This is a genomic window from Cryptosporangium arvum DSM 44712, assembly GCF_000585375.1.
In the GTDB taxonomy this organism is placed as follows: domain Bacteria; phylum Actinomycetota; class Actinomycetes; order Mycobacteriales; family Cryptosporangiaceae; genus Cryptosporangium; species Cryptosporangium arvum.
The window spans coordinates 4,550,593-4,564,847 of record NZ_KK073874.1 but is presented as its reverse complement, the minus strand read 5'-3'; the positions used below and the strand labels follow the sequence as shown (position 1 = coordinate 4,564,847).

Below are 14,255 nucleotides of genomic sequence, written 5' to 3'. Positions count from 1 at the left end.
GCGGATGAACACGGATCTCCAGCTCGCTCGTCACGCCGCGCTGGCCGGTGCGGCCGTCGGCCTCCGGTACTTCGCCGACCTCGCCGAACTGCCCCGCGAGTACAAGTCCGACGGCAGCGTCGTCACGGCGGCCGACCGCGCGGTCGAGGCCGCGGTCCGCGCGGTCCTGGCCGACGCGCGGCCGGGCGACGCGGTGCTCGGCGAGGAGAGCGGGCCGACCGGCACCGGCGCCCGGCGGTGGATCGTCGATCCGATCGACGGCACCGCGCTGTTCGTCGCCGGGGACGACCGCTGGCTGGTGCTCGTCGCCCTGGAGGAGGACGGCGAGATCGTCGCCGGGGTCGTCGTGGTGCCCGCCCAGGGCCGGATCTGGTGGGCCTCGCGCGGTGAGGGCGCGTTCGCCGCGCGCTACACCGGGGACTCGGTGGGGCCGGGGCAGCGGCTGCAGGTCGGCCGGTCGCGGCCGGACGGGCTCGCCGGGAGCGTGCTCGGCGTGATCCCGACCGACGACGGGCTGTTCCCGGCCGAGCGGGAGATGCTCGCGCCGCTGACCGCGGTGGCGACGAAGACCGCGTGGGGGGTGCACGCCGCGCTGCTAGTCGCCGGCGGCGAGTTCGACCTCGCGGTGCAGACGCGCGGGCACGTCTGGGACTTCGCGGCGACCTCGCTGATCGTCACCGAGGCCGGTGGGTGCTACGGCGGGTTGGACGGCCGGACCCGGCCCGGCCGGGGGACGTCGGTGTTCGCCCGCGACGCCGGCCTGCACGCCGCCGCACTGGACCTGCTCGTCCGGGGCACCGGGACGATGCGGTAGGACGGGGGCATGTCGTTACCTCCGCCGCCCTCGTACGCGGCCGGTCCGCTGCCCTACGGCTCCCCACCGCCCGCCCCACCCCGCGCGGGCCGGGCCGCGTCGGTGCGGGTCGCCCGGGTGGCGGGGGTCATCGGGCTGGTCGGCGCGGTGGTGACCGCGGTCGGTTTCGCCACGTTCTGCGCCGCCGACGCGATCAGCCAGAACGACGACGGCCGCGCGTACAACGACTACGGCACCAGCACGTTCGTCGCGATGGCCGCGACCACCCTGATCCTGCTGCTGGTGACGGTGGCCGCGCCGATCGGGTCGCTCGCCGGTTCCGGTGGACGGTCCGGCGGCCGGGCGGTCGCCTGGGCCTTCGTGCCGCTGGTCCTTCCGGCCTACTTCATCGGCGTCGCCGGGAACATGAGCGCTGTCGTCGATGACGAGAACTCGACGGCGGTGCGGATCGGCACGGCCGCCGGCACCGGCGCTGCGGCGGTGGGCGTGGTCGCGGTGCTGGTCGCCGCGGTGGCGTGGGCGCTGCCGGGTGCGCGCGACTTCCTGATCGAGCGGCGGCGGACGGTGCTGCCCGGGCGCGGACGGACCACGCTGCTGGTCGTCGCCGGGCTGGGCGGGTTCGCGGTGCTGCTGTACGGGGTGACGATCGGGCTGGATCTCTTCGGCCGGGCGCAGGCCGACGCGGCGCCGGCCACCGACGCGTACTCCTACGGCGACGACGCCGCGGCGCACTTCGTGGCCGGGTCGGCTGTGGCCGCGCTGCTGGTGGCCGCAGAGCTGACGCTGGTCGCCGGTGCGCTGGTGGTGCGCTCCGGGCGGGTGGCCTGGGTGCGTGGGGTCACGTTCACGCTGGCGTGGATGACGCTCGGGGGCAGCGTGCCCGCGGTCGGCTACTTCGCGGTGGTGTGGTCGATCGCGGGCGAGAGCGACAACGGTGATCCGGGGGTGGGTGCGGGGCGCGCGGCGTTCTTCGTCGGCCTCGCCGCCGCACTGCTGCACCTGGTGGCCCTGGTGCTGCTGGCGATGCCGTCGGTCTCGGCCTGGGTCGCCTCCCGCGCCCCACGGACGCCGCGGCCCGGGCCGGGTGGCCCGCTGCCCGACCCCGGCGGACCGTGGTCCGGCCCACCCGGACCGTGGTCCGGGCCGGGTGGACCTTGGTCCGGGCCGGGTGGACCGGCCGCCGCGAACCCGGCCACCGGTCCTCTCGGGGCGGGTCGGCCCGCCGGTGGGCCCGGTGCGGGGAGTTGGCCCACCGGTCCCGTGGTGTCCGGTGGGCACCACGGGGCGGCGGGGAACGGCGGGTGAGTCAGGCCGGGTTCGCCTCCAGCAGGAGGGAGATGCGGGCGGGGCGGGCGGGCAGCCGGTACCGCGGCAGGACGCCGGGGCCGCAGGCGGCGGTGCCCACCCCGGACTGGGCCAGGTCCAGCGACACGTACGTCCGCCCGTCGGCGACCAGATCGTGGTGGTGGAGCGTCGAGGCGATCAAGGCTCGACTCCAGGGTGAGACCGTGACCGCGATCTCGTCGTCTCCGAGCACGGTGACCCGCAACTCCCCCGCCGACGTCGCGACCGTGGCGGTGCGCACGCCGCGCCGGGCGCCGCTCTCCTGCGGCCGCACGTACGGCGTGTACAGCTCGTCGGCCTCGGCGTGGAACGTGCCGTACCGCACCCCGGCCGCGAGGTCCGGGTAGGCGGGGCCGGGACCGAGCCCGAGCCAGTCGAGCCCGGCCGGGGCCCCGGGCAGCACCAGGTCGAGGCCCAGCCGCGCCCATTCGACCGGCCAGACACCGCGGGGCGTCACGACGACGTCGAGCAGGAGCGCGTCCGGCGACACCTGGTGCCAGCGGAACTCCGAGTCGACCCCGAAGTCCCGCCCGGGCGGCGTCGAGCGGTGCACGGTCCGCAGCGCGCCGTCGACCTCGCCCGCCGACACCAGCCGGGTACGCAGCCGGTCGATGCCGGCCTCGGTCCAGCGCTCGGCGTAGGGCGGGAGGCCGGGCTCGTCCCAGCCGGGGTAGCGGTCGTTGTCGGTGGGTGCGCGCCAGAGGCTCACCAGCGGCCCGTCGAGGGTGAGACCGCCCAGCGTCCGCAGGCGCATCGACACCGGGTCGAAGGCCTCGCGGGTCGGGAGGGTCGTGGGCGCCGGACGACCGGTGGGCGCGAAGCGCGTGAATTGCCCGCTCCCGATCACGTGCTCCGCGTCGGCAACGGCTTCTACCGTCACCCACGGGCCGGAAGCCTCCGGCGGGAGCGGGACCTCGACGGTCCGGCCGGGCGTGGCCCGGGGCACCGAGAGCACGCCCCCGGCGTCCCCGGTGCGCCAGCGGAACGTGAGGTGGCCGAGGTCGACGTGGTCGTAGCGGTTGCGGATCCGGACCGTGGACGCGGTGACCTCGATGCGTACCGGCGAGAACCAGTGGGCCAGCGCGGTGAGGCCGGGGCGCACCTCACGATCGGCGCTGACCAGGCCGTCGGTGACGAAGTTGCCGTCGTGGATGTCCTCGCCGAAGTCGCCGCCGTAGTACATCCGGCGTTTCCCGTCCGAGCCGGTCACCGCGAGGGCGTGCTCGACCCACTCCCAGATGAACCCCCCGGCGAGGCGGGGGTAGCGGTCGAACAGGTCCTGGTACTCCTCCAGGCCGCCGGGGCCGTTGCCCATCGCGTGCGCGTACTCGCACTGGATGAACGGCAGCTCGCGGCGGTGGAGCTCGGCCGGGGTGGCGCCGAACGGGGCGGGGCTCAGCACCTCCTCGCCGATCCGCTCGACCTCGTCGTGGCTCGCGTACATGCGCGAGTACAGGTCGACGTAGGTGCTGGCCCAGTCGTGCTCGTAGTGGATGAGCCGGGAGGGGTCGAAGGCGCGGGTCCAGGCGGCCATCGCCTCGAGGTTCGTCCCGGTGCCGGCCTCGTTGCCCAGCGACCAGACGACGACGCTGGCGTGGTTCTTGTCGCGGTGGACGGTGCGACGCATGCGGTCGAGGTAGGCCGACTCCCACTCGGGGTCGTCGCTCGGATTGTCGCGCCAGCCGACCTCGACGAACCCGTGGGTCTCCAGGTCGCACTCGAGGACGACGTAGAAGCCGAGCTCGTCGGTGAGGTCGAGGAAGCCGGGGGCGGGCGGGTAGTGCGAGGTGCGGACCGCGTTGACGTTGTGGCGCTTCATGAGTTCGAGCTCGGCGCGGGTGTCCTCCGGGGAGACGACGCGGCCGCGCTCGGGGTGGTGTTCGTGGCGGTTGACGCCGCGGAACTGGATCGGGTTGCCGTTGAACTCCAGGACCGCGCCGCACACCTCGATGCGGCGGAAGCCGAGCCGCAGGCTGATCTCCTCGGCGTCGGTGGAGACCGTCGCCGCGTAGAGGCGGGGCGTCTCGGGCGACCAGGGCTGCACGGTGCCGACCGCGACGACCGAGTCGTGCACGGTCTGGTCGACGGCCAGCTCCGGGATGCGGAGGCGGGCCTGCGCCGAGGTCCGGACCGTGAGCGTTCCGGTGCCGGATCCGGGGTCGAAGTCGGCGACCGCGAACACGTCGCGGAGGCCGCCGGCCGGGGTCGCGACGAGGTCGACGTCCCGGAAGATGCCCGGCAGCCACCACATGTCCTGGTCTTCGAGGTAGCTGGCGTCGGAGAACTGGGCGACGCGGACCTCGAGGACGTTCCCGGTGGCCCGCGGCTCCACCGCGAACTCGTGCGTGAGGCGGCTGCCGCGGGTCGTGCCGAGCAGCTGACCGTTGAACCGGATCTCGGCGGCGGACTCGATGCCGTCGAAGCGCAGCACGGCGCCGTCCCGGAAGTCCTCGGCGGCGTCGAAGGTCAGGCGGTAGTCGCCGATCGGGTTCTCGTCCGGCGGGTGCGGCGGGTCGATCGCGAACGGGTAGCGGACGTTCGTGTAGGCGGGCTTGCCGTGGCCCTCGAGGACCCAGTGCGACGGCACCGGGATCGTCGTCCATTCGCCCTCGTCGAGGCGGAACTCCCAGGTTCCGTTCAGGCTCTGGCGCGGCGCTGAGGAGTTCAGGCGGGCGCGGGGAGGCAGGGACCCCTCACCGGGGCCTTTGCGGGCGAGTTCCATGGACCAAGGTTCACATACCGCTCTCGTGGGGCGAGGTGCGGAGCCAGTCGACGAGCAGCCCGGCCACCGCTTCGGGCCGCTCCAGGTGGAGGAAGTGGCCGGCGTCCGGGATCAGCGCCGCGCGCGAGGGCGGGGTGAGGTGGGGGGCGGCCACCGCGAAGTAGCGGCGGTCCAGCGCCCCGTCCCGGGCTCCGTGGAGGTAGAGCAGCGGTGTGCGCGGCGCGGCGAAGGCCGGGCGGAAGTCGCGTTCGCGGTAGTAGCCGATCGCGGCGCTCGCGTGGGCCCGGTCGGGGATGGCGCGGGTGAGGTGGTCGATGTCCTCGGTGGCGTCGTACCCGGGCGACCAGTCGTTCCAGAGGCGGCGGACCAGCCGCTCGAAGTGCCGCTCGGACCGGCCCGGGAGCTGGTGGTAGGCGATGTACCAGGACTTGCGCGGCTGGCGGAGCATCGCGCCGAGCCAGGGCCGGAGCGTCGCCCTGGTGGGGTTCATCAGCCCGAGCGGTGGGACGGCCAGCGCGGCCACCCGGGGGTAGGGGTTCGCGGGGTCCCCGGCCAGCGTCGTCGCGATGATCGCGCCCCAGTCGTGGCCGATCAGCGCGGTGCCGCCGAGGCGTTCGTGGAGGGCGACCGCGTCGGCGGCCAGCGCGCGGACGGAGTAGTCCCCGGGCATCCCGGACGGCGCGTAGCCCCGGAGGAACGGCGCGGCCACCCGGTAGCCCTGCTCGGCCAGCAGCGGCGCGACCTTGCGCCAGGTCCAGGCGGTGTCGGGGAAGCCGTGCAGGGCGATCAGCGGCTCGCCGTCGGCCGGGCCCCATTCCAGGACACCGACGGAGTGGGTGGGCAGTTCCACGATGTACTCCCGCGCCATGGCAGCGCAGGTTACCGTGCCCGCGCGCCCGGTGCCGCCGCCGTGCCGGCCGCCGCCCGGGGTTCGGGGAGCGGCTGGCGTCACGGCGGCGGCCGGGGCGGTGCTACTGCTCGGGTCGGTCGTAGATCGTCACGCCCTGGACCACGCGGTTGACCTCACCGGACGGGAACGGATTGTCCGGCGTATGTCCCAGCGCGAGTGAGAACCGCAGCGCGAGCTGCTGGGCCACCACCACGAACGGCAGCGAGAGGACGACGTCGGGCGCGCCGGCCAGCCCGTCGACGTACCAGACCCCGGCGGTACCGAGGCGCTCGCTGGGACGCCCGGCCACCACCCGCACGTGGTCCGGGCCCAGCGCGGACCGCAGTTCGAGCGCGATGTCCTCGTCGTAGCGCCGGGTGTACGGGTCGTCGGACACGTACACCACGGCGAGCGTCTTCGCGTCGAGCACGGACTTCGGCCCGTGCCGGAACCCCAGCGCGCTGTCGGCGTAGGCCACGATGTCGCCGGCGGTCAGCTCCAGCACCTTGAGCGCCGACTCGCGCGCCAGGCTCTGCAGCGGCCCGCTTCCCAGGTAGACGATCCGCTGGTACCCGCGGGAGGCGAGCTCGCGGGTGTCGGCGTCGTGGTCCTTGAGCATCTGCTCGGCCGCGTCGGCCAGCGCGTCGACGTCGGTGCCACCGCCCAGCGCCGACCAGGCGGCCAGCACCATGCAGGTGTAGCTGGACGTCATCGCGAAGCTGCGGTCGTTCGACGCGGCCGGCATCAGCAGCACGTGCGACCGTTCGCGCACCCCGTGCTCGCGGGCGAGCCTGCCGTCCGGGTTGCACGTGATGATCAGGTGGTGGACGTCGGTCAGGCAGTGATCGGCCAGCGCGGTGGCGGCGGCGCTCTCCGGGCTGTCGCCGGACCGGGCGAACGACACCAGGAGCGTCGGCCGGTCCTCGGCGAAGTAGTCCGCCGGGTTCGACACGATGTCCGTGGTGGCCACCGCGTCGACCCGGCGACGCCGGTGCCTGGACAGCGCCGGGGCGAGCAGGCCGCCGGCGAACGCCGAGGTGCCGGCGCCGGTCAGGACGATCCGCAGGTCCGGGTCGGCCAGCAGCGGCCGCAGGAACCCGGCGGCCGGGTCGGTGTCGACCTCGCGCCAGAGCGCCGGCTGCTGCCAGATCTCCCGCGTCGTCGCGTCCGCGCCGGTCATGCCGCGAACCCGTCGAGCCGCGGGGCGTGGGCGACGACGGCGTCGTCGAGGATCGCGGTGGCGGTCGCCGGATCCGGCACCAGCGGATCCAGGGCCAGCGCCTGGATCGCGAGCGCCCGGTCGCCGGCCAGCGCGGCCGACACCGTGAGCTCCTGCTGCTGCGCTCTCGCGGTGAGCACCGCCGCGATCGCCGGCGGGAGCGCCCCGACCGCCACTCCGTTCACCCCGGCCGCGCTCACGACGGCCGGTACCTCGACGACAGCGTTCGACGGCACGTTCGGAATCTTCCCTTCGTTCGGCAGGTTCACGGCGAGTTCGACGCTCTCCCGCCCGGTGATGATCGACGCCAGGATCGCCACGAGCCGCTCCGCCTCCTGGTCACGGGTGGGGTCGAGTGGCGCACGTCCCTCGGCCTGGTCGTGCAGCCGCTCCCAGAGCGACGTCTTCTCGCCGATGTAGCGGAGGGTCTCCGCCCGCCCCGGCGGGGACTCGTTCCCGCGCAGGTACCAGGGGAAGAACTCGGCGACGTGCCGGTCCCCCGGCGCCGGGTAGAGCCCGAAGAGCCGCATCAGGTCGGCCGAGAACGGCTCCAGCTCGAGTTCGCGCAGGCGCGGGTAGAGATCGGTGGAACCGTGGCGCAGGTCCAGCAGCCAGCACAGGTGGTTGAGCCCGGCGAACACCGCGTGCACCTCGCCGGCCGGCACCCGGAGCCGGGCGGCCAGGGCGGCGAGCACGTGCCTGGTGCCGTGGCAGAGCCCGATCACCGGTACCCCGGTCGCGCGGTGGATGCCGCGCACGTTCGCCGTCAGCGGGTTGCTGTAGTTGACGATCGTCGCGCCGGGCGCCAGGTCGGCCACGTCGCGGGCGATCGCGACCAACTCGGGCACGTGACGCAGTGCGCGCAGCACTCCCCCGGGCCCGACCGAGTCGCCGACCGTCTGCGCGACCCCGTGCTTCTCCGGGACCGCCAGGTCCGCGTGCCAGCCCTCGGCGCCGCCGACCGCGATCGTGCTGACCACGAACCGGGCCCCGGGCAGCGCCGCCCGCCGGTCGGTGTGCGCCTCGAACCGCAGGTCCGCGCCGGCCGCCGCGGCGATCCGGGCCCCGAGACGCGCCATCGTCTCCGCGGCTCCCGCGTCCAGGTCGACGAGGTGCACGGTCCACCCGGCGAACGCCGGATCCGCCGCCAGGTCGGTCAGCAGTCCGGGAGTGAACACGGTGCTGCCCGCACCGATCAGGACGATGCTCACTTCGTGCTGCCGGCCAGCAGGCCGTTGACGATGTACCGGTTGAACACCAGGGCGACGACCGCCGGGACCGCGATCGCGATCATGCCGGCCGCGCTGAGCAGCGTGGTCGGGACGACGTGCCGGCCCTGCAGCGACGCGATGACGACGGTCAGCGGCTGGGTGGACGTGTCGGTGGTCAGCACCAGCGGGAACAGGAACTGCGCCCAGGCGAACAGGAACGTGATCAGCGCGGTCGAGATGATGCCGGGCCGGGCCAGCGGCAGCACCAGGTGCCAGAACACCTGCAGCCGGTTCGCGCCGTCGATGAGCCCGGCCTCCTCGATCGAGGACGGCAACCCGGAGAAGTAGTTGTGCAGCACCCAGGTGGCCAGCGGCAGGAAGCCCGAGACGTAGACCAGCACGACGCCGGTGTAGGTGTTCACCAGGTACGCCTCGGACATGATCCGGTAGAGCGGGATCAGCGTGGTGTATGCGGGGAACGCCATCGTCAGCAGCACGCCGTAGAACAGGATCGTGTGCCCGCGGAACGTCATCCGGGCGAACGCGTACGCGGCCAGCGCCGCCAGCACGACCGTGACGATCGTCGCCGCGCCGCACTCGATGACGATGTTGAGCAACGACGAGCGGATGCCGTTCGCGGTGTCGCTGTCGCCCGAGAGCAGCGACGTGTAGTTGTCCAGCGTCGGGTGCAGCGGGAGGTACTGCCCGTCCCGCGCGTCGCCCTCGGTCTGGATGCTGGTCTTGAACGCCCAGTAGATCGGCAGCACCGACCACACGACGACCAGGAAGATCCCGATGCGCCTCATCACAGCTCGACCCTCCGGTAGACCGCCCGCACGACACCCAGCGAGATCACCAGCGTGGTGATCGTGATCAGCAGCGAGAGCGCGTACCCCTGGCCGAAGTCCAGGTTCTGGAAACTGACGTAGTAGGTCTGCATGGTCACCGAGGCGCCGGTCGTCGCCGCTCCGTTCAGCACGAACGGCTGGTCGAAGACGTTGAGCGTGGCGATGACGGCCTGCACCATCGACACCGCGATGCCCGGCCGGGCCATCGGCAGCGTCAGGTGCCAGAACGACCGCCAGGTCGAGGCCCCGTCGATGACCGCGGCCTCGTAGAGCTCGTCCGGGATCAGCTGGAGCGACGCGAGGATCAGCAGCGCCGAGAGCGGCGTGATCTGCCAGACCTGCACGAGCTCGATCAGCACGATCGTCAGGAACTTGTTCTGCCCGAGCAGGACCGCGCCCTCGTCCGCGCCGAACGTCCGCATCACGCTGGCGATCAGGCCCGAGTTGGGGTCGAAGATGCCGGTCCAGAGGATGCCCTCGACGACGCCCGGGAGCGCCCACGGCAGGATCAGCACCGCGATCACGATGCTGCGACCCCGGAACGCCCGCTGCAGCAGCACCGCCATCCCGATGCCGAGCAGCGTCGAGAGCGTCACGCCGATGACGACGTAGAGGCCGGTGTTGCCGATGCTGCCGACGATCGCGTCGTTCTTGAACAGCCGGGTGAAGTTGCCGAACCCGTCGAAGCGGGTCGGCGGATCGAGCGCGTCGACCCGGAAGAACGCCTGGATGATCGTGAACGCCGCCGGCACCAGCGCGAGCGCGATGATGAACAGCGTGACCGGCGAGACCAGCAGGTAGGGCAGGACGTCGAACCGGCGTTTCGGTCGGGGACGGCCCCCGGGGGCGGCTTTCGCCGCCTCCGGGGCTTGAGTCATCGTCATCAGGAACCGTTGGAGAGGTCGTTGGCGGTGTCGCTCATCGCCTTCACCGCCTGCTCGACGCTCTCCGAACCGGCGGCCGCGGCGTGCAGGTGGGTGTAGACGGCGTTGGAGAACTTCGAGTACCAGGCCGGAGCGCCCTCGGGGAAGACCGGCTTGGAGGTCTTGAGCAGCGCGGCCAGCTCGGTGCCGCCGATCAGCTTGCCGTCGCTGGCGAGCTTCTCCACCGCCGAGAGGTGCGACGGCAGCGCGTAGGACGCCCACGCCTTCTCCGGGCCGTTCAGACCGGCGAACTCCGCCTGCCGGTCGGACTGGGTGAACCAGTCGATGAACTTGGCCGCGGCCTTCGGGTACTTGGCCGTCTTCATGATGCCGACGCCGTCGGGGTTGCTCAGGTTCGCGGCCGGGCCGGTCACGCCGGGCGTCGGGAGGTAGGCGACCTTGTTCACGACCGACGAGGAGTCCGGCACGTTGTAGAGCGTGCCGACCAGGCCCGAGTAGTCGGAGAAGATGCTGGCCACCGAGCCTCGGGCCATCAGCGTCTGCTCGCCCTGGCTGTCGGTGACGTTGATGTTGCCCGGCGGGACCAGGCCGCTCTTGAGCGCGTCGACCATCCACTGGGCGGCCTTGTAGCCGGGCGAGCCCGGGTCGGAGAACTGCGGCTTGCCCTTGCCGTCGAGGATCGTGCCGCCGAACGCGTTCGTGGTCTCGTACCAGTAGGTGGAGAGGCCCTCGGCCGCCGCGAACGGGATGTTCAGCGGGTACTTCACGGTGCCGGACGACTTGATCTTGCGCAGCGCCGCGGTGTACTCGTCCATCGTCTTCGGCGCGGGGTCGGCGCCGGCCTTCTTGAACAGCTCGGTGTTGACGGTCGTCACCATGAACGACGCGTCGTAGGGGACGCCGACGACCTTGCCGTCGTAGGTGAACGACGCCAGCTGCGGCACGTCCGCCTTCATCGCGTTCACGTCGACGTAGTCGTCCATCGGGTAGTACCAGCCGAGCTTGCCCAGCTCACCGACGCGCGACCAGTCGACGTTCGTCGCGTCGGCGAAGTAGGTCTTGGCCGTCGCCGCGGCGGAGATCTTGGTCTGCAGGCTGTCCCAGTCGATGTTCACCCAGTTGACCGTGATGCCGGTCTCCTGCTTGAACTCGTCGAGCGCGGCCTTCGGCGGCGGGTCGGCGGCCAGCGCGACCGTGATCGTGACGTCGGTGTCCTTGTCGGAGGGGGCGTTGCCGCCGCCACCACAGGCCGCCGTCGCCAGGACCGACAGACTCAGCACCGCGGCCAGCGTCGGCGCCCGCCACCGACCGGCGCGACGGGGGAACGACCTACGCATGATGCCTCCTGCGGTGTTCTTCGGGTTTGCACGTGTGCGCATTACGACCTGCGCGAACCTGCGCGATGGAGCCAGAACGTACGCCCGCATGCAGGTTCGGGTCAACGACCACGCGCGTCCGGACAGAAGTGCGCAACTTTGGTTGCACGAATGCGCAGAGACGGTCATTCGTTTTACAGTGTCGACGTGCGGAAGACACCCCGGCTCAACGCGATCCTGGAGCGGGTCAACGACACCCGCAGCGTGGACGTGAGTGACCTCGCGGGCGCGCTGGGGGTGTCCGAGGCGACGATCCGGCGCGATCTGCAGTCACTCAGCCGCAGCGGGCTGCTCGTGCGCACCCACGGCGGCGCCGTCGCGAACGATCGGGACGGGGAACTGCCCACCCAGATCAAAGCGGTGCGGCGCCACACCGAGAAGGGGCGGATCGGGCTCGCCGCCGCCGCGAGCATCCCCGACGGGGCCGTGATCGGGATGACCGGCGGCACCACGATGCTCGAGCTGGCCCGCGCGCTCGCCGACCGGCGCAACATCGCGATCGTCACGAACGCGGTGAACATCGGCGCCGAGCTGATCGGCCGCCCCGGCGTGCACCTGGTGGTGATCGGCGGCGTCGCCCGGCCGTCGGCGGAGCTGGTCGGCCCGGCCGCCGAGGCGATGCTCGCGAACTACCACCTGGACATGGCGTTCATCGGCGTCGACGGCCTGACCGCCGAACACGGGTGCACCACGTACGACGAGATGGAGGCCCAGACCGACCGGGCGTTCCTGCAGCGGGCGTCCCGGGCGGTGGTGCTGGCCGATCACTCCAAACTCGGCGTGGTGCGGTTCGCCCAGATCACGCCGCTGGCCAGCATCGACCAGGTGGTGACCGACCGGGACGCCGACCCGGCCCAGCTGGCGACGCTCCGCGCGGCCGGCGTCCACGTCGACGTGGTGTAGGCGCGCTAGCGGACGGTGAGCAGCACCTTGCCGATGGCGCGGCGTTCGTCCAGTTCGCGCAGCGCCAGGCTCGCGTCCTCCAGCGGGAACGAGCGGCCGAGCACCGGCTCGAGCTTGCCCGCCGCCAGCAGCGGCGCGAGGTCGGACCACTGTTCCTGCAGGTAGTTCGGCTGCGGCACCCAGAACGCGCCCCAGCCGACGCCGACGACGCTGATGTTGTTGAGCAGCAGACGGTTGACCTTCACCTGGGGGATCTCGCCGCCGGTGAAGCCGATGACCAGCAGCCGGCCTTCGCGCGCGAGGCTGCGCAGCGAGTCGGTGAAGCGGTCGCCGCCGACCGGGTCCACCACGACGTCGACGCCGCGGCCGCCGGTGAGTTCCTTGGCCGCGTCCTTGAAGCCGTCGGCGAGGATCACCTCGTCGGCGCCGGCCTTCCTGGCCGGGTCGATCTTGTCCTCGGTGGAGACGACCGCGATCACCCGCGCGCCGAGCGCGGACGCCAGTTGCACGGCCGCGGTGCCGACCCCGCCGGCGGCGCCGTGCACCAGCACGGTCTCGCCCGCGCGCAGCCGGCCGCGGCGGACCAGTCCGAAGTGCACGGTGAGGTAGTTCATCGGCAGCGCCGCGCCGGCCTCGAAGGACACCGCGTCGGGCAGCGGGAACACCTGCGCCGGACGTGCGGTGACCACCTCGGCGAAGCCGCCGAGCGCGGGGAACGCGGCGACGCGCCGGCCGGGAGCGAACCCGGGACCGGACCGGACGACCCCGGCGACCTCCGACCCCGGCACGAACGGCAGTGGCGGCTTCAGCTGGTACTCGCCCCGGCTCTGCAACACCTCGGGGAAGGTCACCCCGGCGACGTGCACGTCGATGACGACGTCCTCGGGGCCGGCGGCCGGCTCGTCGACCGTGACCACCTCGAGCGCGGACGGACCGTTGAGGCTGGTGATCTGCACTGCGCGCACGCGGGCTCCTCGGGACGACGACGTTACCGCCCAGTAGATCAGACCGCGCGCCGCGCGCCGAGCGTTCCCGTCCCTGCGCCGGCGTCCGGCCCGGCGCCCGGCGGACGCTCGCCGGGCCGGCCACCCGCGGACACGGTGCGTCGTCGCCCGCCTACGACCGGGTGCACCGGATCAGCATCGGCCCGCCCTCTGTCATAGTTGCCGGGGCCGTCGTCACCGACCGGCCTATACCTCACGGATCGGAGCTCACGGATGTCGCAGACCCACTCGCCGCAGGGCCTCGTGCCCGTCCTCGCGGGCGACCCGGAGGGCATCGTCGACGAGTGGACCGCGATCGTCGCCGACAGCCTCCGCGGACGCGTCAGCCGGGCGGAGGTCCGGTCCGAGCTGGCCGACCTGTACCGCGCCCTGCAGGCCGGGCTGGACGACGCCGCCGACGCCGATCCGTTCGGCGAGTTACGCGCGCTGCTGTCCGAACTCTCCCGCGCCCGCGCGATCCAGGGCTTCTCCCCCCGCGAGACGGCGGTGAGCGTGTTCGCGCTCAAGGAGGTCGTCGGCCGCCGGGCCGGCGACGACACGCCGCTGAGCGGGTTCCTCGAGTTCTCGCGGCTGATCGACGACCTCGGCCTGCAGACGTTCGAGGCGTACTCGCAGGCCCGGGAGCAGATCATCGCGGAGCAGGCGGAGCAGTTGCTGGAGCTGTCCACCCCGGTGGTGAAGCTCTGGGACGGCATCATCGCCGTCCCGCTGGTCGGCACGCTCGACTCGGCGCGGGCGCAGGCGGTCATGGAGCAGTTACTCGAGGCGCTCACCTCGTACGACGCCGACTACGCGATCATCGACATCACCGGCGTGCCCGCGGTCGACACCCAGGTCGCCCAGCACCTGCTCAAGACCGTGATGGCGGCCCGCCTCATGGGCGCGGAGGCCATCATCTCCGGCATCCGCCCGCAGATCGCCCAGACCATCGTCGCGCTCGGCATCGAGTTCGGCGACATCGCGACCAAGTCCAGCCTGGCCGACGCCCTGTCGCTGGCCCGGCGCCGCCAGGACGCCCACCGCGCCGCGGCCGGGGCGTGA

General features: G+C 72.7%; 12 protein-coding genes. 4 read left to right on the top strand and 8 right to left on the bottom strand.

From position 1 onward, the window contains the following. The first annotated feature begins 4 nt into the window (after nt 1-4). Both CRYAR_RS20460 and CRYAR_RS43360 read left to right on the top strand, forming a co-directional pair. Nucleotides 5-814 (top strand): inositol monophosphatase family protein, encoded by an 810-nt coding sequence (locus CRYAR_RS20460; RefSeq protein ID WP_035853107.1) that lies wholly within the window; start codon nt 5-7, stop codon nt 812-814. A gap of 9 nt (nt 815-823) precedes the next feature. Beyond that, the gene (locus CRYAR_RS43360; RefSeq protein ID WP_051570714.1) at nt 824-2,119 is read left to right on the top strand and encodes a hypothetical protein; all 1,296 of its coding nucleotides are present in this window, start codon (nt 824-826) and stop codon (nt 2,117-2,119) included. A 1-nt stretch (nt 2,120) separates the two neighbouring features. On the opposite strand, the gene CRYAR_RS20450 is transcribed toward CRYAR_RS43360, so the two are convergent. The 7 genes from CRYAR_RS20450 to CRYAR_RS20420 form a co-directional block, all read right to left on the bottom strand. Then, the gene (locus CRYAR_RS20450; RefSeq protein WP_035853102.1) at nt 2,121-4,880 is read right to left on the bottom strand and encodes a glycoside hydrolase family 2 TIM barrel-domain containing protein; all 2,760 of its coding nucleotides are present in this window, start codon (nt 4,878-4,880) and stop codon (nt 2,121-2,123) included. A gap of 10 nt (nt 4,881-4,890) precedes the next feature. Beyond that, nucleotides 4,891-5,748 (bottom strand): alpha/beta fold hydrolase, encoded by an 858-nt coding sequence (locus tag CRYAR_RS20445; protein WP_035853099.1) that lies wholly within the window; start codon nt 5,746-5,748, stop codon nt 4,891-4,893. 103 nt (nt 5,749-5,851) lie between these two features. After that, on the bottom strand, nt 5,852-6,949 hold the full coding sequence (locus CRYAR_RS20440; protein WP_035853096.1) for an SIS domain-containing protein: 1,098 nt from the start codon (nt 6,947-6,949) through the stop codon (nt 5,852-5,854). Continuing rightward, a complete protein-coding gene (locus CRYAR_RS20435) occupies nt 6,946-8,199 on the bottom strand; it encodes a family 4 glycosyl hydrolase (RefSeq protein WP_051570713.1) in 1,254 nt (417 codons plus the stop codon). The genes CRYAR_RS20440 and CRYAR_RS20435 overlap by 4 nt, the downstream gene beginning before the upstream one ends. Next, entirely contained in the window at nt 8,196-9,005 is an 810-nt protein-coding gene (locus CRYAR_RS20430; protein ID WP_051570712.1) for a carbohydrate ABC transporter permease, read from the bottom strand. Before CRYAR_RS20430 ends, CRYAR_RS20435 begins: the two co-directional genes overlap by 4 nt. Continuing rightward, nucleotides 9,005-9,931, bottom strand: a complete 927-nt coding sequence (locus tag CRYAR_RS20425) for a carbohydrate ABC transporter permease (RefSeq protein WP_051570711.1) — start codon at nt 9,929-9,931, stop codon at nt 9,005-9,007. Before CRYAR_RS20425 ends, CRYAR_RS20430 begins: the two co-directional genes overlap by 1 nt. Continuing rightward, a complete protein-coding gene (locus CRYAR_RS20420; protein WP_169745064.1) occupies nt 9,931-11,268 on the bottom strand; it encodes an ABC transporter substrate-binding protein in 1,338 nt (445 codons plus the stop codon). Before CRYAR_RS20420 ends, CRYAR_RS20425 begins: the two co-directional genes overlap by 1 nt. Before the next feature lie 186 nt (nt 11,269-11,454). Here CRYAR_RS20420 and CRYAR_RS20415 point away from each other — a divergent pair, with 186 nt between their 5' ends. Then, a complete protein-coding gene (locus tag CRYAR_RS20415; RefSeq protein ID WP_035853085.1) occupies nt 11,455-12,210 on the top strand; it encodes a DeoR/GlpR family DNA-binding transcription regulator in 756 nt (251 codons plus the stop codon). 5 nt (nt 12,211-12,215) lie between these two features. Here the strand turns inward: CRYAR_RS20415 and CRYAR_RS20410 are convergent, their stop codons facing one another. Continuing rightward, nucleotides 12,216-13,175, bottom strand: coding sequence for an NADPH:quinone oxidoreductase family protein (locus CRYAR_RS20410; protein ID WP_035853084.1), 960 nt, complete (start codon nt 13,173-13,175; stop codon nt 12,216-12,218). Nucleotides 13,176-13,427: 252 nt separating this feature from the next. Between CRYAR_RS20410 and CRYAR_RS20405 the strand changes: the two genes are divergently transcribed. Further along, entirely contained in the window at nt 13,428-14,255 is an 828-nt protein-coding gene (locus tag CRYAR_RS20405; RefSeq protein ID WP_035853079.1) for an STAS domain-containing protein, read from the top strand.